This window comes from Paenibacillus sp. MMO-177 (assembly GCF_037147795.1).
Lineage (GTDB): Bacteria > Bacillota > Bacilli > Paenibacillales > Paenibacillaceae > Pristimantibacillus.
In genome coordinates this window covers 1013104-1034904 of sequence record NZ_JBBCUR010000002.1, presented here as the reverse complement: position 1 = coordinate 1034904, position 21801 = coordinate 1013104, and the positions used below count along the sequence as shown (strand labels likewise).

The following is a 21801-nucleotide window of genomic DNA, read 5'->3' as shown; positions in this document are numbered from 1 at the left end:
GATGGGTTTAACGAGAGAACAAGCGGCGGGCAAAGTCATGGTTGCCCTTGATTATGCGGATGCGGCTTCGGCCGAGCGCTTGCTTGGCGAGCTGGAAGGCATCCCGTGTTATATGAAGGTTGGCATGCAGCTCTTTTACGCGGCGGGTCCGTCGTTCGTAGAAGAATTGAAGAAACGCGGCTACCGCGTCTTTCTGGACGTGAAGATGCATGACATTCCGAATACGGTAAAAGGCGGTTCGAACAGCGTCACAAAGCTAGGCGTGGACATGTTTAACGTGCATGCAGCCGGCGGTGCGGCGATGATGGAAGCGGCTGTGGAAGGCGCGGAAGCCGCGCTCGCGAGCGGCCAAGCAAGACCGGCAATTATTGCGGTAACGCAGCTCACCAGCACCAATGTACAGGTATTAAACGAAGAGATCGGAATCGCTGGCACGGTGGAACAGGCGGTAGTCCGTTACGCGGAGCTGGCGAAACGCGCTGGCCTGAACGGCGTTGTGGCATCACCGCTTGAAGTGGAAGTCATTAAGGCCGCATGCGGTACGGCATTCCAGACCGTAACGCCCGGCATTCGCCCGACTTGGGCGGCTACAAACGACCAGTCCCGCATTATGACGCCTCGCGAAGCCTTGCAGCAAGGAACGGATTATATGGTAATCGGACGTCCGATTACGGCAGCGGCTAGCCCGCGTGAAGCATTGGAATCAATTATCGAGGAGCTGATCTAAGCCATGACGAACGTAACTTTAACGGAATTGCCGCGCGCAATCGCAACAAAACTGCTGGAGATCGAAGCGGTGGCGCTTCGCCCGAATGATCCTTTTACTTGGACATCCGGTTTGAAATCGCCAATCTACTGCGATAACCGTCTGACTATGACCTATCCTGAAATCCGCGACATGATTGCGGAAGGTTTCGCTACCGTAATCCGCGAGCGTTACCCGGATGCCGAAGTCATCGCCGGAACTTCTACCGCGGGCATCCCGCATGCGGCATGGGTGGCTCAAAAGCTGAACCTTCCTATGGCTTACATCCGCGATAAAGCAAAAGGCCACGGCAAACAAAATCAGATCGAAGGACGAATCAACCCTGGTCAAAAGGTTGTCGTTATCGAGGACCTCATCTCGACCGGCGGGAGCTCGCTGAAAGCCGGCCTTGCGGTTCGCGAGGCAGGCGCGGAGGTATTATCCGTTCTGGCGATCTTCACTTACCAGTTCGAAAAGGCTTCAAACGCATTTGCGGCGGAAAATATGCCGCTTGAAACGCTGTCCAACTACAGCGCTCTGATTGAAGCGGCTGTTGAAATCGGCAAAGTGCAAAGCGAGGATATCGCAACGCTCCAGGCATGGCGCGCAAATCCGGAAGCTTTCGGCAAGTAAGAGCCGACTGTTCGAGCGAAGAGCAATTCCCGAAAGGGATTTGCTCTTTTTTGTTTTCAATAAATTCGACATAAATTTATTAAATTGTTTGCAGCAGTTATTGCGAACCCCTCATTTTTTACCGATATCTTATTAGGTCGTTATATTTGAGATGGATGAAATGGGGAGTCGTGCAGATGAGATTCAATTTACGATGGAAAATGGCTTTAATCGGAGCATTACCGCTTTTTTTCTATGTCTTCTCGGGGATTTATTCGCTGACGGAGCTGGTGCGGGTGAATAAAACGATGTCCGATGAAGTATACGGCGTATCTGCCCGTTCTACATCGCTTATCTTGAATGCGGATCGTGATTTGTATCAAGCTTATTCCGCTTATCAATATTTAGCTTTTGGCGATTTAAAGGAAGAGGATAAGAAGGTTTGGAACGATGTGCTTGCCGAGAATCTGAAGCAAGCAGAAGACCGGGTAAATGAAGCGAAATCAATATTTGAGGCAAAGCATCTGCTTGATCTGCAAAATGAGGACGGAGCGACGATTGGACAGCTGATTCAGGATTTTGATGCGAATTTCAGCGCATGGGCAACGGTTGTCAAGAGCGAAGTTCAAGCCGGTACGGCAACTGCAAAGGATGCAGAAATCCATCAACAATTCGAGAAAGCCCGGTCAGGCGTGGATGATATATTTAATTTACTGGACAGCTATGCCAAGCAGCAAATTACGGACAGTAAGCAGCAGCTGGCGTCAACGAAAACGGGCAATTACATCGGTATGGCGGCTGCAACCCTTTTGCTGGCGGCGCTTATTTTCTACTTGATCCGCAGCGTCATGAAGACGGTATCCGCCGTGAAGATACGGACAAAGCTGGTGGCGGAAGGGGATTTGACCGCGGAACGGAACGTCAAATACAGCAAGGATGAGCTTGGCGACAGCTTACGCTCGGTAGATGAAATGATTGGCGTGCTGAAACGGCTTATCACGTCTATTTCAACAAATGCCAAGCATGTCGCTGCCTCCACGAGCCAGCTTAATATTGTGTCGCAGGAATCCTCTTCTGCCTCGCAGCATGTAGCGGCGAACATTCAAGAGGTGACGAGCGGGACGGAGGTGCAGGCACGCAGCGCCGAAGAAACGGCGAAGGCGATTGACGAGATGTCTATCGGCATTCAGCGTTTGGCAGAAAATACGGCTGCTGCGGCCGAACAATCGGCATTAACGGCCGGTGAAGCGGGTCAAGGACAGGAGGCGCTTGGGCGCCTGATCGAACAGATGGGCGAAATCAAGGAAGTGATCGGTCAGCTCGCGGGAATGATTGGAACCTTGGAGCAACGGTCCCAGCAGATTGGCTCGATAGCCGAGAACATTACCGCCTTTGCGAACCAGACGAATATTTTATCGCTGAACGCCTCCATTGAAGCGGCTAGAGCGGGCGAGCAGGGCCGCGGCTTCGCGGTTGTTGCGGGCGAGATTCGCAAGCTGGCGGCAAGCTCCCTGGAATCCGCGGACAGCATTCATCAGCTGGTAGGCGAGACAAGAGGCGAGATTGCGGGCGCTTCCGGCTATATGGCCCGGACGCTGGAGGAAGTGCAGCGCGGCAACAGCCGGGTGGAAGAGCTTCAGAACAGTTTGTCCGTTATCGTGGCAGCCATTGATACGATGGCCGGTCAACTGCAGGAGAATTCGGCCATTACCGAGCAGATGTCGGCGAGCTCCGAGGAGGTTAATGCCTCAATGGATCAAGCGGCGTCTTCGGCTGCGGCTAACCTGGAACGGACCGAAAGCGTCGCCGCGGCAACCGAAGAGCAGCTAGCCCTCATGGAGAGTATTGCTACTGCGGCAAGTCAATTGGATGGGGTTGCACGGGAGCTGAACAGAGAAGTGAACTATTTTAAAGTGAATTAGCCGTAAAAAGTTAGCAAAAGCATCGTATATATGTCCGATTTGGCGGCAATATGTACGATGCTTTTTTATTTTTTGAAGATTTTTCTTCCGTTTGGAACTTTTTCTGAACCCGCAACGTCTAACGTTTAAGATGAGAATTATGAAAGAGCAATAGGGGAGGTATCGCATCCGTTCATGGCGGCAACAGAAGAGGAAGAACGACAAGATGGAGGGCAGCAGGTCAATGAATTACATAACAACAGGTTGCTGTCGGTTGTAGACGTAGAAAGGACATTTCAGGCCGGAGGAGCGCCGCTGCGCGTTCTGAAGGGACTCCATATGGAACTGAAACCGGGTCAGCTTGTTATGCTCCGGGGCCGTTCGGGTTCCGGGAAAACAACGCTGCTGAATTGCCTCGGGGGGCTGGATACGCCAAGCAAAGGCGAGATCTGGTTTAACGGCAAGCCGTTTCACAAATTAAACGACACCGAGCGCACGTTGATCCGGCGCAAGGAAATGGGATTTATTTTTCAGGCGTTTGCGTTAATGCCCTTGCTGTCGGCTTGGGAGAACGTAGAGCTGTCGCTCCGGATGGCCGGAACACCCCGGTCAGAGTGGAAGGAGCGGGTCGCTTATTGCCTCGAGCTGGTAGGTCTCGAGAAAAGGATGCATCACCGTCCGTTCGAGCTGTCCGGGGGCGAGCAGCAGCGCGTGGCAATCGCGAAAGCCATTGCGCATAAGCCTATTCTCCTGCTGGCGGATGAACCAACCGCCGAGCTCGACTCGAATATGTCCGCACAGATTATGGCGGTCTTTCAAAATATCATTCGCACGGAACAAGTTACGATTTGCATGACAACACACGATCCTACAATTTTGGAGGTTGCCGATCATGTCTATGAAATGGTGGACGGGAAATTTATATAAGCGTTCCGCGGCTGTGATGATTGCGGCTTCGGTCTTGATGACCAGCGGCTGCTCCCTGCTGCCGAATGAACCGGAAGAGGAGGTGCTGCCGTCCATCGCACCGCCTCAAATCTCGAAGAAGCCGGAATACGAAGTGACGACGGCTACTTTGGAGACGAAGGTGCAGGTTATCGGGAAGATGATCTCGCAGCAGGAAGAGACGCTTTATTTTACGCTGGACGGCATGCGCCTGAAGGAGCTGAACATTAAAGCCGGCGATCAGGTGAAGGCGGGCCAGACGATTGGCGTGCTCGACGTCGAGCTGATGCAGAAGGATCTACGCAACCAGAAGCTGGCGTTCCGCAGGGAAGAGACGGCGATGAAAGAAGCGCTTCAAGGCAAGGACGAGATGGATCCGATCGAATTCGAGGAGAAGTCGATCGCTTTCGAGGAGAAGAAGCAGGCTCTTGCAGACCTGGAAGAGCAAATCAGCCGTGCGGTCTTGACCGCGCCGTTTAGCGGAACGGTCGTAACGCTGAACGTACAGAAGGGCGATCTGATCAAAGCGTATGACCCGATAGCCGTTATTGCGGATACAAGCCTGCTTGTGCCGGCAGCCAAGCTGACGAAGGACGAACAAGCCAAGATTGCGGCAGGCATGCCGGTCGTTGTGGATATCAACAATGCCGGGCAATTCAAGGGAACGGTTAAGGCGCTCCCGGTAACAGCCTCCGATTCGAACAACGGTGGAGGCAACGGCGGCGGAGGCCAGCAGCCGGAGAGAGAACGTCCGGAAGATTTTATGATAATCGAAGTGAAGGATTTGCCTAAAACGATTAGCCGCGGTACGCCATTATCCATTAACGTTATCACGAAAAGGAAGGAAAACGTCGTCGTTATTCCGCCATCCACCCTTCGTACGATCGGCTCTAGAACCTATGTTCAGGTCGTAGACGCGGAAGGGAAGCAGGAGGTGGACGTCGAGGTTGGCCAGCAAACGGCAACGCAGATCGAAATTATTAAAGGACTTACGCCAGGCCAGAAAGTTGTAGGTAAATAGCATGGGGATTCCATTATTCCGATTTTTGTTCCGCAAAATGTGGAATACCCGCTGGCTGACGTTAAGCACTTTAGCTGGTTTAATTATGGCCGTTGCATTTGCAACGAGTATTCCGATGTACGCGGACGGCGCGTTAAAGCGCGTTGTTGCCCAGTCACTGCAGGAGAAAAGCGACGGACTCCCCGCAGGCTCGCTGTTAATGCGCTATCAGGTGCCGGGCGGCGAGAAGACGAATCCTGCGGCATTAAAGGAATTGGAACGCTTCATTAAAGAAGATGTTCCGGGTCTTATCGGCTTCCCTTATCAGACAAATCTGTCCAGCTATTCCATTCGGGGCGCCGAGGTTGTGCCGGAGGATCCGTCCAAGGTTGACGCAAGCCGTATCCGCCAAATGACGATTATGACGATGGCGGACCTTGAAGAGAAAACCGAAATTACGCAAGGCCGATGGTTCAAAAATACGGAAGGCGAGGATGACGTTCTCGAAGCGGTCATGTTGGAGGAAGGGATGTACCGCAACGATCTCCATGTCGGCGATATTCTCGAATATCCCGTATACGGCGGATTGGATATGACCCTTCGCGTCAAGATCGTAGGCGTTGTTAAGCCGCTGAATCAGACCGATCCATACTGGTATCAGGGGCTGGAAGGCATGATGAATACGCTGCAGATCAGCGAAGACGAGTTTATGGGATCCCTGATTCAGAAGGCAGGTATCCCGGTGAACAATGCAAGCTGGTACTATGCGTTTGATCTTTCCCAAATCAAGACCAGCCAGCTGTCGCCGCTTGGACGGACGCTGGACCGGCTCAACATCGACTTGTACCAGAAGCTCAAAGGCGCAAAAGTGGAAATTTCCTTCGCCTCAACGCTGACCGAATTCAAGAAGCAAAGCTTGCAGCTTCAGACGCTTCTCTTCACGCTGGCAGCTCCGATGCTGGCGATGGTGTTCTACTTTATAGCGATGAATGCCCGCCAATCGCTTGACAAGCAGCGCAGCGATATAGCCGTTCTGCGAAGCAGGGGAGCGGGAACGAGGCAGATTATATGGATTTATTTGCTCGAGGGCCTGCTGCTTGGCGGTCTGGCCATTGTAGCGGGACCGTTTATAGGCTGGTTTATGGCGAAAAGCATAGGCTCCGCGGACGGCTTCCTGTCCTTCGTTAACCGGAAATCGATCCCGGTAGGCTTCTCTATAGAAGCAATGATAGCCGGGGCAGCGGCTGTCTTGCTGGCCGTGCTTTCTACCGTCATTCCGGCGGTTATCTATGCTCGCTCCTCTATTGTCAGCTATAAGAGAGAGCTGGCCCGTTCGGACCGCGGTCCGTTGTGGCAGCGCTGGTTCCTCGATGTCGTATTGCTGGGAGTGGCCGGATACGGCTGGTACATGTTTAATGAACGCCAGATGTTGTCCTTCCAGACCGGCATGACAACCGATCAGCTAAACGTTCAACCGTTCTTGTTCTTTGTTCCGGCATTATCCATCTTTGCGCTGGGCCTCTTCTGCCTGCGGTTGTTCCCGTGGCTGCTGAAGCTGTTTAACTGGCTGGGACGCAAGTTCCTTCCGGTACCGCTATATTTAACGCTGACACAATTATCGCGCTCATCCAAAGGTTATTATCCGCTGATGATTTTGCTTATTCTGACGCTTGGCCTTGGCGTCTACAACGCTTCCGCGGCGCGGACTATCGATCTTAACTCCACCGAACGCACGTTATACAAATACGGTACGGATGTTACCGTTCAGACGGTATGGGAAGGAACAGTCGAGGTGCTGCGGCCAAACGGCGGGAACAACGGTGGGAACAACGGCGGAGGAAGCGGCGGCAACGGCGGCGGATCCGGCGGAGGTGGAGGCGGTAACGGCGGCGGAGGCGGCGGTGGTGGCGGAGGCGGTCAGCAGCCGGTACCAACACGAATTTTGTACAATGAACCGCCGTTTGAAATCTTCCGCAAGCTGGAAGGCGTTGAAGCTGCTGCCCGCGTTCTACAGACCAAGGGCAATGTGGTTGTATCGGGACGGTCGATCGGGCAGGGCAGCATTATGGGGATTGACAATGTGGACTTTGCAAAGGTCGCATGGTTCCGCAGCGACTTGTTCCCGGTCCATCCTTATAACTATTTGAATTATTTAGGCATGTACGAGCAAGCGGCGCTTATTCCTTCTAATGTTGCACAGAAATATCAGCTTAAGACGGGAGATCTCATCTCCGTCGGCTTCTCGGAAGGCATGCTGGATTTCGTTGTGGTAGGCATTCTTCCTTACTGGCCGACGCAATATCCAGATCAATCGCCGTTTGTTATCACGAATCTGGATTATATCTATGACCAGCTGCCGATGATGCCTTACGAGGTATGGCTCAAGATGAAGCCGGATGCCAAAGTGGCACCGATTGTAGAGGAGCTGCAGAAGGCAGGCATCGATATCGCCAACATCAAGGATGTGCGCTCGGAGCTGATTACCCAATCGAAGCTTCCGACAAGAGGCGGCGTATTCGGGATTCTGAGTCTCGGCTTCCTCGTATCCGTTATTGTTACCTTAACCGGATACGTGCTGTATTGGTTCTTTAATTTATCCGGCCGGGTCGTGCAATTCGGCGTACTTCGGGCCATGGGACTTTCCAGAAGACAGCTGACCGGCATGCTGCTGCTTGAGCAGCTGTTCACGGCGGGGCTCTCTATCGGGTTAGGCATTCTGATCGGCAAGATTACGAGTCTTATCTTCCTTCCGTTCCTGCAGACCGCAGAGAATGTGGCGGATACGGTTCCTCCTTTCCGGGTTGTCTTCGACTCGCAGGATACGAATCAGCTTTACGCGGTTGTTGGATTTATGATGGTGACGGGAGCAGTGCTGCTCTTCCTGCATATCCGCAGACTGCGCGTGCATCAAGCAGTCAAAATGGGAGAGGAGCGGTAAACATTCATGATTACTTGCGAAGGACTCGTCAAAATTTACAAAAGCGACGATCTGGAGGTCGTCGCTCTGCAAGGCCTGAACCTGAAGGTCGAAGACGGAGAGCTAATGGCTATCATCGGCAATAGCGGAAGCGGCAAATCGACCTTGCTGAATATATTGGGCGGGCTTGACCGCCCTTCCGCCGGATCCGTCCATGTCGGGCCATGGGATCTGCTCAAAATTACCGAAGACGATCTGGTGAAATACAAGCGCGAAACCGTCGGTTTTATCTGGCAAAATAATGCCCGCAACCTGCTGCCGTATCTGACGGCACTGGAAAACGTCGAAATGCCGATGATGCTCTCCGGCAAGGTAGACAGGGCTTACGCCAAGCAGCTGCTTGAATGGGTTGGTCTCAAAGAGAGGATGCATAACAAGCTGCATCAGCTCTCCGGCGGTGAGCAGCAGCGTGTCGCTATCGCGATTTCGCTGTGCAACCGTCCTAAGCTTTTGCTTGCCGATGAACCTACCGGTTCCGTAGATACAGCAACATCGGATCTCATTATGGGGATATTCCGAAAGCTCAACAAGGAGCTTGGGGTAACGATTGTAATTGTTACCCACGATCTTACGCTTGCCGGCAAGGTGGACCGTGTCGTTGCCATCCGCGACGGATTAACGAGCACGGAATTTCTGAAACGCAATCCGAATATGATTCCCGGTGGAGGTGAGGAAGAGCAGGAGGAGAAGGGACTACAAGCCGTTCATGAGGCTTATGTTGTCGTGGATCGCGTCGGCCGACTGCAGGTACCGAAAGAATATTTGAGCGCACTAAACATTAAAGACAAGGCATCGATGGAATTTGACGGCGAGCGGATTATTATTACACCGCCGAAATCACTGGGGGGTTAGAAACCGAATGAAGAGGAAATGGGCGTCTAAAGTTACTTTCTTGTCCTTATCACTAATTATGTCAACATCTTTGCTTGCGGCCTGCAGCAAAGGCTCCGAGAGCACGGCGGAGAAGCATGTGCTTCGTCTTGGCGTTTTGTACGGAGGAACGGATAATGAATCGTACGTCCGCCAGCAATATACCGATACGTATGAAATGATGCACAAGAACATCGATTTCGAAATCGTCAGCGCGATTGATTACAACGATCAACGATACGATACGCCGGATCCAAACGGCATCACAAAACAGCCGGATCCTTTCGAGAAAATGAAAGAAATGCTGACCGGCGACAATCCGGTTGACGTTGTTATTTTGGATTACAGCATGCTGCGCCGCCTCATCCAAGACAATTTGCTTCAGCAGCTGGATCCGCTTATCCAGAAGAGCAAATTTGACCTGACCGACTATGTGCCAACCGTTATCGACGGCATCAAATCGGCAGACGACAGCGGCAATATTTATGCTTTGACGCCTACTTTCAGCTCATCCGCCTTGTACTACAACAAGAAATTGTTCGCTGACCAAGGCATCGATGTTCCAACGGACAACATGACGTGGGATGAAGTCATCAACTTGGCATCGCGCGTAGCTAACGGCGAAGGCGCGGACCGTAAGTTTGGTCTCTCCATTAACCGTTGGGCAGGCGACGGATTCAGCGATGTGCAGACCTACGCGGCTCCGTTGCAGCTTAAGATGTGGGATGACAAAGGCGAGAAAATGCTCGTAAACAACGAGCAGTGGGAATCCGCATGGAATGCGGTGGCCAATCTCTACAAACAAAAAATCTCTCCTAGCCAGGAAGATATGAGCGCTTGGCAGACAAAAGTTTCGGGAGATAATCCAGGTTCTTACAACCCGCTTGGCAGCGATATGTTCCTGAACGGAAAAGTAGCCATGACAGTCGCGGAATACGGCTACATTAATGAGATCAGCAATGCGATGAACAATGCATCGAAGATTAAAAACTTCACGCCGTTTGACTGGGATGTCGTGACGATGCCGACTCAAACCTCCAAACCCGGCATCGGGGGCAATATCTACTTCAGCCAGCTGATGGGTATCAACGCGAAAGCGCAAAACCCTGACGACGCTTGGGATTTCGTGCAATTTACGAACAGCAAGGATTGGGCGGAGCTGAAATCTCGCAGCTCGTATGAGCTGGTTGCGCGCAAAGAATTCCTGAAACCGAAAAACGGACTAAACTATAACATCAACGCGTTTACGACGCTGAAGCCGGTTCCTCCGCAATCTACCGATACGGAGAAGCTGATGCGCGAGAAGCCGGGTATCTGGGAAGCGCAATCTCCTGGTTACGAATTGTTCCAAAAGGTGATCAAAGGGGATATTTCGGCGAAGGAAGCGCTCCAGGAATGGGAGACAAAAGGAAACGCCGTCCTCGAGAAGTTAAAAACGAATCCGAACGGCGGTAACGGTGAAGGCGGCGGCGGTGGTCCAATCGTTAAGCCGCTTGATGATACGGCCGTGGAAGCCGTACCGGCAGGTTAATATAGAAAAGTGGCCGTGCCAGAACTATACTGGCACAGCCACTTTTTTTCTTTTAAAGCAACGGAGCATTCATACCTCACCCTATCCTTGCAGATCAAAGGTTTTGTCAATATGCCACATACCGCTTGCGGTCTTGCGAAGCAGATGCAATTGGTCAATCGTCGAGGTCAGGTCAACGGCCGACATCCGAAGATTGCCGTAGAGATCATGAAGCTCATCAGGCGGCATATTTTGCCCGATCGTCACATGAGGAGTATAGACGAAGTTAGGAGCCGGAACATGCAGCGGCCCGCTGCAGACGGCTTCGTGCAGCTTGATCATTGGCGTTGGATCCTCCAGCGCCAAATACAGCACATGACTTGCAGGATAGAACGAGGAAACGCGGTTGAACCGGACCCGAAAAGGCTTGGTTTGAGAAGCAACGGCGTCCAGATGCTCGCTAATAGCCGGCAATTGAGCATCGGAGAGCTCTTCTTTATCCCGGACCGTCATATGCGGCGGAATGATCGAATAATGCGGATCATGTCGAATACGCCAGCTGTTGGCGAAGTCCTGTACAGCTTGTGAAGGGAATACCGCAATACCGTAAAGCATACTCATCAGCTCCTTTATTCGATTATTAGAAGGATAGGTTATCTTTATCCTGTGCATATTTTACACTCGCGAAACGTATGCTGCTTCTTCTAAAGACGGCGAAGCCGCTCGATATTTTGATTATACCCGATTTGCTTGATTTCACCGAATTTGGGCATTATATATCGCGAGGAGGGATCCGTTATGAAATGGATATATTGGGTGCGGTTATACGAAACCAAATTTCAGGCTGGCTGTCTTGTAAGAAGGATGGAAAATGACTGGTGGGTTTACGGCTACGAATGCCCGCAGGAGATCGAGGTTTTCCGTTCGAGAAAAGGACGTTATGGGGTACGCTTTCTTATTTAAGCATATGTTGCAGAGGGCGCAGCGATATGCTCAAATAAAAAATGTTCATTTTTTTTCCTAGATGAGAAATAAATGCTTGACTCTGCATATAGGAGTATAGTATATTAATCCATGTCGCCATTTCAAATTGATGACTTTAACAAATGGATATCGCGGGGTGGAGCAGCTCGGTAGCTCGTCGGGCTCATAACCCGAAGGCCGCAGGTTCAAATCCTGCCCCCGCAACCAACCACTCGACCGAAACGTGTTTCTGACGTTTATCGAGGGCCCTTAGCTCAGTTGGTTAGAGCGGTCGGCTCATAACCGATTGGTCGTGGGTTCGAGTCCCTCAGGGCCCACCATTTGAAGCATCAAGACAAAAATGCCGGGGTGGCGGAACTGGCAGACGCACAGGACTTAAAATCCTGCGGTGGGTGACCACCGTACGGGTTCGATTCCCGTCCTCGGCACCATTTTTCAGAACTACATAGGAATTATAAGATAAACCCCTTTCGATTGACCTTATGGTCGTTGAAAGGGGTTTTTACTTGACTATGGATGATTGTCCGCGAATCCATTACAATAGGAAGACAATGTTGAAGCAAAGGTGGTTCATGGATGGCTGGGAGCAAACATTATGTCGTCTGGGTAGGCAAGCAGCCGGGCGTGTACAAGAGTTGGCCGGAGTGCCAAGCGCAGGTGAATGGGTATCCGGAAGCGAAATATAAATCTTTTGAATCGAGAGATAAGGCGGAAGCAGCGTATAAGGAAGGCTGGAAAAACCATTGGGGCCAGGGGAAAGGGGCGTCAACGTCTGCGGCTTCGCCGGCAAAAAGCAAACCTGCCTTTTACGCCTCCAAACCGGCCGCTGCGGCTGCGGAGGAACAGGAGATTGATTATAACAGCATCTCCGTTGACGTTGGCACACGGGGCAATCCCGGGCCGGTAGAATATAAAGGCGTGGATACGCAAACAGGCGATATCTTGTTCTATGTGGGCCCTATACCGAATGGCACCAATAATCTTGGCGAGTTTATTGCGGTTGTTCACGCGCTTGATTATCTCAAGAAGCAAGGAAGCAACCAAACCGTCTACAGCGACTCAAGAACGGCATTAAGCTGGCTGCGGAACAAGAAGATTGCTTCAAGTCTTGTGAGGGATGCTTCAACGAAGCAGATCTGGGAGCTGGCCGACTGGGCGCTCGACTGGCTTCGAAATAATACGTACAGCAATAAAGTCGTGAAATGGAATACGGAAGAATGGGGAGAAATCCGCGCAGATTTCGGGAGGAAATAAAGGGGAATAGACAGATGGATTTTCAGCTGAACAATGACTGGGCAGAGGTATTGAAAAGCGAGCTGGACGAGCCTTACTTCAAGCAGATGGCAGAGCAGCTTGGGGGGCTCTATGAAACGAAGACCGTATATCCGAAGGCCGAGCATGTTTTTAATGCCCTGCGGTATACTCCCTATGAACAGACGAGAGTTGTCATTATCGGTCAAGATCCTTATCATGGCCCTGGTCAGGCGCATGGGCTTAGCTTCTCGGTACAAGAGGGGATTGCTATACCGCCTTCTTTGAGAAATATTTATAAAGAGCTGCAGCAGGATATCGGTTGTCCGATTCCGCAGCATGGCTCGCTTGTGTCTTGGGCCAAGCAAGGAGTATTGCTACTTAACACGGTTCTCACCGTCGAGGAGGGTCAGCCCAATTCGCATCAGAAGCTGGGCTGGGAGCGGTTCACCGACCGGATTATACGCAAGCTGAATGAACGGGAAGAACCGGTTGTGTTTATTTTATGGGGCAAGCATGCCCAGGATAAAGCGGCCTTTATTGATACCGGGAAGCATCCAGTGATCAGCTCGGCGCATCCAAGCCCGCTGGCGGCGCGGAGAGGCTTTTTTGGCAGCCGCCCGTTCTCGAGAGTGAACGAACACCTTCGAAGTATTGGCAGTCCGGAGATTGACTGGAGACTGCCTGCCCAGCCCGAATAATATGAATACGCAAAAAGCCTCCAGCGCCATCATGTGAGATGACCTGGAGGCTTTTCCTTTGATGGATATTAGCTAGCTGAAGCCAAGCTGCTTACGGATGTATCGGCCTTCGTGGAAGCCAATACAGGCTTGTAAACCGCGTCTACATAAGTGGTTGCGCTAACTTCCGTAATCACTTGCGGGTACATTTTGTTCGGATCCGGTTGAACCGTCTCTGCCTTGATAATCGCTTGACCATCAACGAAGGAGATCGATGTAATGCGCAGGCCATAGCCGGGATGAGGCGCTTGACCGGACACGGTTACTTTGTTGATATCCTTGGTCACCGAAGTTACGGTCAGTTTAAGATCTTGAATCGGCTGCGGAGCAGGTACTGCCGGGATTGTTGGCGTCTTCTTTACGAACTCGACACCGTCGTACAACCAGCCTGCAGCCACGCCGCGCGTAATTTTTTGTTTCGGATAGAAATTGTTTTTCTTATCCAGCGTTGCGATTTTGGAAATGAGCAGCTTTTGGATGCTGTTCATATAATCCTTGTTAACATCCTTTTCGTCGTTAATCGTCATGTACAGTTCGATAAAGGCGAAATCGCCTTTTTTCGTAATAGCCTTGAAGAGATGATGGGCGAACTGCTCGCGTGTCATTTCATCGTTGGCTTTTACGTTCTTAGGTACTTCCAGGCCATTGTATTGGGCAATGATAAACGCATCCGCATACCATGAGCCGTTCTTCAGATTCGGATAATAATCGGCCACTTCAGGCTTCTTAATGAAACGAATGTTGTCGATATTGAGGTCAAAAGCTTTGACGATCATCGAAATGCCGGCAGCATAGGTCAGCTTGCCGTTGGAGTTGAATTTATTGCCCTTTTCGCCTTTAATAACCCCTTGTTTTTCCAGGGACTCAATCTTTGATTTATTCGCATCTTTGCCAGTATCACTGAAGGCGAAAACGGTTTGTCCCAGAGTAAATACAAGCAGCATGGACATGGCTAACAATAGAACTGCTTTTAGTTTCATCATCGACTCTCCTCTTGTTTGAAATTTGCTATAGCATCTATAATAACGAGTTCCATATTGGTATTGTTGCACCAAAAAGAGAAGAGTGATACGAAAAATAATAAAGACCTTTGCAGGTCTTTAGAGTAGGGCTATTTCGAATTATCCTTATACCACGGATTCAAATGGATCAGGACTTCTTCCACATCCTTGTGATGGTCAAGAATGATTTGTTTTATTTTTCGGGAGACATCATGACCCTGCTGAATGGTAAGCTCTCCGGGAATGCCGACGCGGACGTCAATCATGACATATTGGCCAAATTCTCTCGCCCGGATTCTGTCAATCCGCTTCACCTCCGGGATAGTGGAGACAAGACGCTCGTAGTCCTGAAGCATTTCCGGAGACACGGTTTTTTCCATCAATACGTCTACCGCTTCTTTCCCCATGTGATAAGCAAGCTTCAATACGAAGTAGGCAACCACAATCCCCGCAGCCGCATCGCCGTAGCTTAGGAAGGCGATGTCGTTTCTTTCCCCGATGATAGCAGCCCCGATGCCGATAACGGCAGCAAGCGACGCATAAACATCGGCCAGATGATCGAAAGCGGTAGCCTCCAGACTTTTACTGCTCGTCTGCTTGCTGATACGCATGCAATAAATGTATAGCCACAGCTTCCAGAAGAGGGAGACGACTGCGGCAACAAACGCGACCATGCTTGCCGCGGCCGCAGGGTGGAAAAAGGATTCAAAGGAATGATAGGCGATAAATAAAGCGGCGACCACCATAATAATCGCAACCATCGCGGATCCGATCAGCTCGCTTTTGCCATGACCGTATGGATGGTCCTCGTCCGCAGGCTTTTGCGCAACCTTTGCCGCGCCCAAGGCAGCCATCGACGCAATGACGTCGCCGGCGTTATGTACACCGTCGGCAATTAGAACCTGGCTTTTGAACATAAGGCCTACAATTAGTTTAATGCCCGTCAGAATCAGATTGCTGAATAAGCTGATCCAGATGGCAAAGACATTCGAGGAAACTTTTGTACTTGATACGTTTAAATCGCTCACTCTTTACAACCTCCAGTAATTTCCTAACCACGCAAAAAAACAACGACCCTTATCATATATGATGAAGGTCGTGTGGGTCTAGAGAAACAGTGTTGCAACGGGTCAAGATTTTTAGGCGCAGTTAAAAAGTCAGCGGAAAGGGAGGGAGCCAAGGGCTCCCTCCCTGCTTGTCCTGCAAAACTAACGGTGCTCAATCAGGTCAATGGCGCCAAGCACCATATGGGCCAGGCCAAATCCGAGAACGCCGGTACCTACAAGCTTATACTTGCTTTTTCTTATCAGGGACGCACCAGAGGCCGACACGACAGTTCCGAGAACGGCAGGAATCAAACCTTCACGCATGATATCCACTCCTTCGGTTGTTTTGCAAGACAATATAGTTTGTGCGATTTCAGGCAGAAAATTCATGAAGCTCGCCCAAGCTAAGCTTTTGTCACTTTACTAAAAAACCAAAGGTAGTACCAATAAGACAATAAAAGAGTTAAGGTGATCGAGATGAAGCTCATATACCATGTCCAATTTAAGTATTTGATCAATTCCGTGTTTTTTTCAAGGTAGACTTCTATTAAGGTCATAACTGCAGGGAATATAAGGATGTAACCCGTCTTGTAATACCAGGGTTTCCCTTTTGGGAAATGAACATTAAAGATGGCGCTTATGGAAGGAAATACAAAAAACTCGAAGGTGAAGCTTGCTTTATACACAACGCTAAGTAATCCAACGGGATATTCGATTAATCCCCCTTTAACAACCAAGGAACCAAATAACCAGGTTGGAACCTGCATAAATAAAAAACTAATTTGAGCTTCGATCAAATTTTTCTTTCTAATAAAGATAATCAACAGAATTACTATGATGATGCAAACCGAGTAAAGAATGATCATATCCATGGTTTTTTAAACTCCAAATTTGCAGAATTGAAGGACCAGTAGCTCAATAAGTTGAGTAAATCTATATTCGCGGCTAATGCCTGTTATTGTTTCCAGTTACGCTAGAGGATAAACAGCCATTAAGAAATAGAAAAAGCCGCAAACCCTTGAGTTATCAAGGCTTTGCGGCTTTTTAGATGTATGATCTGTAGTGGGCTCGAACCACTGACCCCTACCCTGTCAAGATAGTGCTCTCCCAGCTGAGCTAACAGATCATGTGAGTGATGAATATTAATATATCAGCATCCAAAATGAATGTCAACACAATTGAAGCATAAATTTAACAGCCTTTTAATCAATTAATTCAGGATACAGCTTCCATCTTTTAAACTTTTGTGATACATTTTGTAACATAAAGGATTGTACAAATAGGAGGATGAAAATGAGGCGATATGAGGAGCTCGACTCCTTGAGAGGATTAGCTGCCTTAACCGTGGTGTTTAGTCACTTCATTATTATTTTAAATGCTGTATCGTGGATTGATATACTGAATTATACGCCGCTTCGAATCTTAAAGGCGGGCCATGAGGCCGTTATTTTTTTCTTTGTGCTAAGCGGCTTCGTATTATCGTTGCCCTTTTACGGCAATAAAAGATTTTCGTACTCCTCTTACATAATTAAACGAACTTGCCGGATCTATATTCCTTTTCTGATCATTATGTTGATCAGCATTTTGCTCTATAAGCTTGTCTACGATCCGGATAAAAGCTTCAGTGCTCTACGGCTTGAATGGTGGACGGAGCCATTAACCTTCAATACGGTCATACGTCATTTGCTGCTTGTTCCCGAGTATATGGAGACGGCCATTAATCCGGTTGTCTGGTCATTAACGCAGGAGATGCGGATCTCGCTTATATTCCCGCTGGTGATGATTGTGGTTATTCGCTCTGGATGGAGAACAAATCTGGGATTAGCGTTAGCTTTATCCCTCATCTCATATCTGGGGAATCTTTTAATTCAGCTGGCTAACCAGAATCCGATTTCAACGAATTATTTGTACACGCTTCATTACATCGGAATGTTTATAGTGGGCGCATGCCTTGCCAAGAATAGAGAAGGCATACTTCTCCGTATAAGCGGCTTTTCTCGGAGAATAAAGCTTGCAATGCTTGCAGGGGGATTGTTTTTTTATACCTATGCCGGAATTAGCGATGCGGTTATAGGGAAGCTGATAGGAATTGATGGGGCATGGTTGAGTCTGGCCGCTGACTGGGGTATTACGATTGGAGTCGTCTTGCTTCTCATATGCGCCTTATCTCTAAAGGGAATTTCGCAAATTCTTCATTGGAGGCCAATCGCATTCTTGGGTAAAATCTCTTATTCGCTTTATTTGCTCCATGCCGTTTTATTATTGACTTTTATTTATATGCTTAATAATATTATGCCAATATGGGCCATTGAAATAATCGTATTAATAACCTCATTAAGCGGAGCTTATGCATCATACCGGTTGTTGGAGCAGCCTTCAATGAAGCTTGGGCGAGACTGGACAACAAGGAGAGACCGATATGAAGACAAGCAGACAAAACGCGGAACACTACATATGGGGGGACCAATGTGACGGCTGGCATCTGCTGAAACAGCAGGATTTGAGCATCATCCATGAGAAAATGCCGCCGCATACGGCGGAAACGCGCCATTACCACGAGAAGTCCCAGCAGTTTTTCTTTGTTCTTGAAGGAACGGCAACGATTGAGATTGCCGGCGAGACCTTTGAGCTGGAAGCGCACGAAGGGATTCACGTAGCCCCGCGTACTCCGCACCAGATGTTCAACAAATCGGATCTCGACATTCAGTTTCTTGTCATTTCGGAGCCTACAACCAGGGGAGACAGATATCCTTCCTAATCGAGTAAAAAAACCGCCATTCGTACCCGACCGTACGGATGGCGGTTTTTATTCATCAGGAGATCGAGCTGTACAATCTTGTTCCCCGAGGCTGGTTGCCGTGGTCGTCAGGCTCAAGCGTAATGCCAATGGAGTCAAAAGCAAGCGTATCGCCGGATATAGGCATCGCGAGTACTCCGATACCTTTGTCATCAACCCGGAAAGTGCCTGCGCTGTCCTTTTGCCCGGCATGGTTAAGCCATACCTGATAGACGGAGCTGTCCTTGGAAGCCGGCGCGCCAAATACATAGACGACAAATTGCTTGTTGCTTCCGTTATCCACAATACAGGCGACGGCGTAGGACGAAGCGACTTCATCCGATACGGGCTTTAACGATATAAGCTGATTGATCTGGGAGGCGGATACGGACAACGCCTGTTCGATAGGGATAACGTCCGGTCCGTTTCGGCTGCGGTACAGCTCCACATTCCATGCCGTGCCGGCAACCAATACGGCAAGTACGGCTGCGGCAGCAGCTCCCCAGGTTAGCTTCCTGAAGGAACGTTTTGCCGGTTGCGGTTGAACAGAGGCCAGCGCGGCGTCCATGACCTGCTGCTTCAAGTCAGCTGGCGGTTCGATCAGCTCCATATCGGAAGGGAGAGATTCCCATACGAGACGGAGCTCTTCAAGGTCGGATTGGCAGGCCGGGCAGCTTGGAAGATGACGTTCAAAAGCTCTCTTTTCCTTATCGGAACAAGCACCTGAAATATAGTCTAGGGCATTATGGCAAACCGTCACATTTTGCTGCTTCATGATTGCTCTCCTTCGGCCACGAGATGCCTGCGTAATATTTTTAGCGTCTGATGCAGACGATTCTTTACCGTTCCTATGGGCTGGTTATATATAGCTGCAAGCTCGCTGATGCTGTAGCCCTGCCAATAGAAATGCTCAAGCAAATGGATCTGCTGGGCGGATAAATCGCGATAGGCGCTGCGGATTTGGTCCTTCATCGCGCTGTTAACGGCAGCCGTTTCCGGCGTAGCGGAAGCCTCATCCGGGATTTTAGCCAGCTGCTCCGGTTCGACCTGAACAAGGGGAGCCGTGTCTCTCCGTCTTTTGCGCAGCCAGTCGGTCGTAATATTGCGGGTAATGGTCAGCAGCCAGCTGGAGAACCTGCCTTGCTCGGGATCATAGACGGATTTGGTTGTCCATAACCTCATAAATACGGCCTGGACGATTTCTTTTGCAACACCCTCGTCCTTTAAGGTTTTCCAGGCGAAGGAATAAACGAGAGACGAGTAACGGTCATATAAAACGGAAAGCGCCTCGCTCTGCTTGCTCTGAATGAGCAGCATCAATTGATGATCCGTAAGCTCCCGCATACGATGGTACCTCCAAGAGGATAATATAATTCTATTCTATCAAGTGTTTACAGCTGCGCAATACGAAAGGAAATAGGGACAACCAGGTATGGTTATCCCTTCATTCCTTCTATTTGTCCGAGACGCTAATCGTGGCCTGCATGCCCGGATGCGGCATACAGTGATAAGCGAACTCGCCTGTTTTATCAAAGGTAACGGTTTTGGCTTCATTCTCCGCTAGCAGTCCGGTGTCAAAAGAACTGTCGTCGGCTGTCGCGCTATGCTTGATTTCGTCTCTATTAATAAATTTAACGCGGTCTCCCGGCTTTATTTCCAGCTTGGCAGGGGAGAAGGCGAAATTCGTAATTTCAACGACATATTCCTTGCCGCCATCATCCGTATCCGATGCATTAGCTGCAGGCGAGCTTTTTGGATGATCCTCGCCGGCAGGAGATGCCTTGGAATCATCATCATCGTTAGAGCGCCCGCCACGATGATCATCATGGGAGGGGGAAATCGAAGGCTTCGGTTTTGGTGCAGCCGTCGCAGTCGTCATCACCGTTGCTTGCGGTTTGGCCGTTGCCGATGCTTCCGGAGCTGCAGACGGAGATGGAGATTCCGTATGGGCGGCTGATTCATGCTGCATATCTTCATGCTCTTCGCTAGACATGGATGCTTCCGGGGTAGGGCTAGGCGTGACGGTCGCTGCCTCCTGCGATGGAGGGGGAGCGGAGGCCGCCTTATCGGTTGAGCTGCCGCAAGCTGCCAATAAAATCGCAAACAATAGCCCGGACAACAAGAGCAGCAAGCTTTTGCTAGTTATAAACTTCATGGTATATCCCTCATTTCACAATAATCTCACCGGTCATAAACGACTTGTGCAGCTCGCAATAGTAATTGTAGGTACCCGGTTTATCAAGAGTAATCGTATAGGACTCTCCTGTTTTGAGCACGGGAACTTTAAAGCTGCCATCGACGGCTACCGCGTTATGCTCCATCTCATCGTAGTTGGTGAACGTTATCTTGGAGCCGGCTTCAACGGTCAGAGGTTCCGTGCCGAAAGAGAACTGTTTAATATCGATCCGGTAGGTTTTGGCTTCCGGGGTCATGCCTTTGAAGGCAGACGGATTAATAACAAACCATACCTGATTTACGTCCTGGCCAAATACATCACCCGGCTGTGTATCCTTGATAAAGTAATAGAGCGGGTAGCCCTTGTAAGTCCATTGCTTCGTGCCGTCGGCACGGGTGATGCTCGAGAAGTCGGCTTTATTCAGGAAAGCGGGAATCTGCAGCTCGCCCGATGTAAACACAGGCCAGTTAACGAGGCATTGCCCCCCGCAAGCATTGATATTCTCGGCATCCTTCGTGAAATAGTATAAGGTCATGCCATTATTGTCGGTCAGATAAGTACCCAGCTCTTGATGGCTTCGCAGTTGAACTCTTTTCCCTTGAGGAAGTGCTGCGGATTGCGGGAGTACGCCTTTCTGCTGGAGGTTGCTGAAAAAGGATTGCCCTTGCGGGGTTTGTACCGTTAAGGCCTCGATAAGCGCTGTGGCAAGATGCGCGTTGGTCAGCGGGCTGGCTGCCGCAATGGATGCCATTCCTTTGGAAGCCGCAAAGGTCAACGTATCCGCGTAAGCGAACTCGGAGCCGGAACGGAAGCCGATATTTTCGAGAAGAACTTTGTACAGCTGCTGCGCGCTGACGGGATCGTTCGGGTGGAAGGTACCGTCGGGGTTGCCGGCCCAGCCCAGTTCGGGATGCTGCTTCAAATAAGCGAGAATCGGAACGTTGGATTTGCCTGCTTTGTCTGCGTCTTTAAAAGTAGAAGCACTAGTAGCCGCCATTGCTTCCTTCAAATGGCCGTTCAGGCGCAAAGAGATGATGGCTGCCTGCATGCGGGTAGTCTGTTTGGCGAGGTAGGCGTCGTTAACGCCTCTGCCGTCACCCAGCAGCAGTCCAAGCTTCGCGGCGGTATCGGCATCGGTTGTTACGGAAGCAGGCGCGGATGGCGGCTCCGCCGCCGAAGCTCCAATGACAGACGACAGCAGACCGGTTAAGAGTACGGCGGCAAACATAAACATCGTTAATTTTTTGGCGGTCATGTTAATTCCTCC

22 protein-coding genes and 4 tRNA genes are annotated in these 21801 nt (G+C 50.2%); 16 read left to right on the top strand and 10 right to left on the bottom strand.

Annotated elements, in window-relative coordinates; all coding sequences use genetic code 11:
• Nucleotide 1 precedes the first annotated feature (1 nt).
• From pyrF to WFK81_RS10310, 8 genes are all read left to right on the top strand, one after another.
• Entirely contained in the window at nucleotides 2–727 is a 726-nt protein-coding gene (pyrF, locus tag WFK81_RS10345; RefSeq protein WP_336786311.1) for an orotidine-5'-phosphate decarboxylase, read from the top strand.
• Between the two features lie 3 nt (nucleotides 728–730).
• Nucleotides 731–1378 carry an orotate phosphoribosyltransferase gene (pyrE, locus tag WFK81_RS10340; RefSeq protein ID WP_336772669.1) on the top strand — a complete coding sequence of 216 codons (648 nt, stop codon included), beginning with the start codon at nucleotides 731–733 and terminating at the stop codon, nucleotides 1376–1378.
• A 176-nt stretch (nucleotides 1379–1554) separates the two neighbouring features.
• Nucleotides 1555–3279 carry a methyl-accepting chemotaxis protein gene (locus WFK81_RS10335; protein WP_336786310.1) on the top strand — a complete coding sequence of 575 codons (1725 nt, stop codon included), beginning with the start codon at nucleotides 1555–1557 and terminating at the stop codon, nucleotides 3277–3279.
• 174 nt (nucleotides 3280–3453) lie between these two features.
• Complete coding sequence (locus WFK81_RS10330; RefSeq protein WP_336786309.1) at nucleotides 3454–4185, top strand: ABC transporter ATP-binding protein; 732 nt, start codon at nucleotides 3454–3456, stop codon at nucleotides 4183–4185.
• Complete coding sequence (locus WFK81_RS10325) at nucleotides 4151–5224, top strand: efflux RND transporter periplasmic adaptor subunit (protein ID WP_336786308.1); 1074 nt, start codon at nucleotides 4151–4153, stop codon at nucleotides 5222–5224. The genes WFK81_RS10330 and WFK81_RS10325 overlap by 35 nt, the downstream gene beginning before the upstream one ends.
• A gap of 1 nt (nucleotide 5225) precedes the next feature.
• Entirely contained in the window at nucleotides 5226–8141 is a 2916-nt protein-coding gene (locus tag WFK81_RS10320) for an ABC transporter permease (RefSeq protein WP_336786307.1), read from the top strand.
• A 6-nt stretch (nucleotides 8142–8147) separates the two neighbouring features.
• On the top strand, nucleotides 8148–9032 hold the full coding sequence (locus tag WFK81_RS10315) for an ABC transporter ATP-binding protein (protein ID WP_336786306.1): 885 nt from the start codon (nucleotides 8148–8150) through the stop codon (nucleotides 9030–9032).
• A gap of 7 nt (nucleotides 9033–9039) precedes the next feature.
• Nucleotides 9040–10581: an ABC transporter substrate-binding protein gene (locus WFK81_RS10310; RefSeq protein WP_336786305.1), complete on the top strand. Its 1542-nt coding sequence runs from the start codon at nucleotides 9040–9042 to the stop codon at nucleotides 10579–10581.
• Between the two features lie 81 nt (nucleotides 10582–10662).
• On the opposite strand, the gene WFK81_RS10305 is transcribed toward WFK81_RS10310, so the two are convergent.
• Complete coding sequence (locus WFK81_RS10305) at nucleotides 10663–11175, bottom strand: 2'-5' RNA ligase family protein (protein WP_336786304.1); 513 nt, start codon at nucleotides 11173–11175, stop codon at nucleotides 10663–10665.
• Nucleotides 11176–11358: 183 nt separating this feature from the next.
• On the opposite strand from WFK81_RS10305, the gene WFK81_RS10300 reads away from it, so the two are divergent.
• The 6 genes from WFK81_RS10300 to WFK81_RS10275 all read left to right on the top strand — a co-directional run bounded on the left by WFK81_RS10300 (nucleotide 11359) and on the right by WFK81_RS10275 (nucleotide 13496).
• Nucleotides 11359–11523, top strand: a complete 165-nt coding sequence (locus WFK81_RS10300) for a hypothetical protein (RefSeq protein WP_336786303.1) — start codon at nucleotides 11359–11361, stop codon at nucleotides 11521–11523.
• Between the two features lie 151 nt (nucleotides 11524–11674).
• Nucleotides 11675–11751, top strand: a tRNA-Met gene (locus WFK81_RS10295).
• A 36-nt stretch (nucleotides 11752–11787) separates the two neighbouring features.
• A tRNA-Ile gene (locus WFK81_RS10290) sits at nucleotides 11788–11864 on the top strand.
• Nucleotides 11865–11886: 22 nt separating this feature from the next.
• A tRNA-Leu gene (locus WFK81_RS10285) sits at nucleotides 11887–11975 on the top strand.
• A 145-nt stretch (nucleotides 11976–12120) separates the two neighbouring features.
• Nucleotides 12121–12798 carry a ribonuclease H gene (gene rnhA, locus WFK81_RS10280; RefSeq protein ID WP_336786302.1) on the top strand — a complete coding sequence of 226 codons (678 nt, stop codon included), beginning with the start codon at nucleotides 12121–12123 and terminating at the stop codon, nucleotides 12796–12798.
• 14 nt (nucleotides 12799–12812) lie between these two features.
• Nucleotides 12813–13496: a uracil-DNA glycosylase gene (locus tag WFK81_RS10275; protein WP_336786301.1), complete on the top strand. Its 684-nt coding sequence runs from the start codon at nucleotides 12813–12815 to the stop codon at nucleotides 13494–13496.
• A gap of 68 nt (nucleotides 13497–13564) precedes the next feature.
• Here WFK81_RS10275 and WFK81_RS10270 read toward each other — a convergent pair whose 3' ends face one another.
• The 5 genes from WFK81_RS10270 to WFK81_RS10250 form a co-directional block, all read right to left on the bottom strand.
• A complete protein-coding gene (locus tag WFK81_RS10270; protein WP_336786300.1) occupies nucleotides 13565–14515 on the bottom strand; it encodes an S-layer homology domain-containing protein in 951 nt (316 codons plus the stop codon).
• 131 nt (nucleotides 14516–14646) lie between these two features.
• Nucleotides 14647–15564 carry a cation diffusion facilitator family transporter gene (locus tag WFK81_RS10265; RefSeq protein WP_336786299.1) on the bottom strand — a complete coding sequence of 306 codons (918 nt, stop codon included), beginning with the start codon at nucleotides 15562–15564 and terminating at the stop codon, nucleotides 14647–14649.
• Nucleotides 15565–15744: 180 nt separating this feature from the next.
• On the bottom strand, nucleotides 15745–15906 hold the full coding sequence (locus WFK81_RS10260) for an asparagine synthase (RefSeq protein ID WP_336786298.1): 162 nt from the start codon (nucleotides 15904–15906) through the stop codon (nucleotides 15745–15747).
• 80 nt (nucleotides 15907–15986) lie between these two features.
• On the bottom strand, nucleotides 15987–16454 hold the full coding sequence (locus WFK81_RS10255) for a CBO0543 family protein (protein ID WP_336786297.1): 468 nt from the start codon (nucleotides 16452–16454) through the stop codon (nucleotides 15987–15989).
• 181 nt (nucleotides 16455–16635) lie between these two features.
• Nucleotides 16636–16708, bottom strand: a tRNA-Val gene (locus tag WFK81_RS10250).
• A 167-nt stretch (nucleotides 16709–16875) separates the two neighbouring features.
• Here WFK81_RS10250 and WFK81_RS10245 point away from each other — a divergent pair.
• A complete protein-coding gene (locus WFK81_RS10245; protein ID WP_336786296.1) occupies nucleotides 16876–18054 on the top strand; it encodes an acyltransferase family protein in 1179 nt (392 codons plus the stop codon).
• Complete coding sequence (locus tag WFK81_RS10240) at nucleotides 18002–18340, top strand: cupin domain-containing protein (protein WP_336786295.1); 339 nt, start codon at nucleotides 18002–18004, stop codon at nucleotides 18338–18340. The genes WFK81_RS10245 and WFK81_RS10240 overlap by 53 nt, the downstream gene beginning before the upstream one ends.
• A gap of 55 nt (nucleotides 18341–18395) precedes the next feature.
• Here the strand turns inward: WFK81_RS10240 and WFK81_RS10235 are convergent, their stop codons facing one another.
• The 4 genes from WFK81_RS10235 to WFK81_RS10220 form a co-directional block, all read right to left on the bottom strand.
• Nucleotides 18396–19133: an anti-sigma factor gene (locus tag WFK81_RS10235; protein ID WP_336786294.1), complete on the bottom strand. Its 738-nt coding sequence runs from the start codon at nucleotides 19131–19133 to the stop codon at nucleotides 18396–18398.
• On the bottom strand, nucleotides 19130–19702 hold the full coding sequence (locus WFK81_RS10230; RefSeq protein WP_336786293.1) for an RNA polymerase sigma factor: 573 nt from the start codon (nucleotides 19700–19702) through the stop codon (nucleotides 19130–19132). Before WFK81_RS10230 ends, WFK81_RS10235 begins: the two co-directional genes overlap by 4 nt.
• Nucleotides 19703–19811: 109 nt before the next feature.
• Nucleotides 19812–20513 (bottom strand): cupredoxin domain-containing protein, encoded by a 702-nt coding sequence (locus WFK81_RS10225; RefSeq protein ID WP_336786292.1) that lies wholly within the window; start codon nucleotides 20511–20513, stop codon nucleotides 19812–19814.
• A gap of 10 nt (nucleotides 20514–20523) precedes the next feature.
• The gene (locus WFK81_RS10220) at nucleotides 20524–21789 is read right to left on the bottom strand and encodes a plastocyanin/azurin family copper-binding protein (RefSeq protein ID WP_336786291.1); all 1266 of its coding nucleotides are present in this window, start codon (nucleotides 21787–21789) and stop codon (nucleotides 20524–20526) included.
• Nucleotides 21790–21801: the final 12 nt, after the last annotated feature.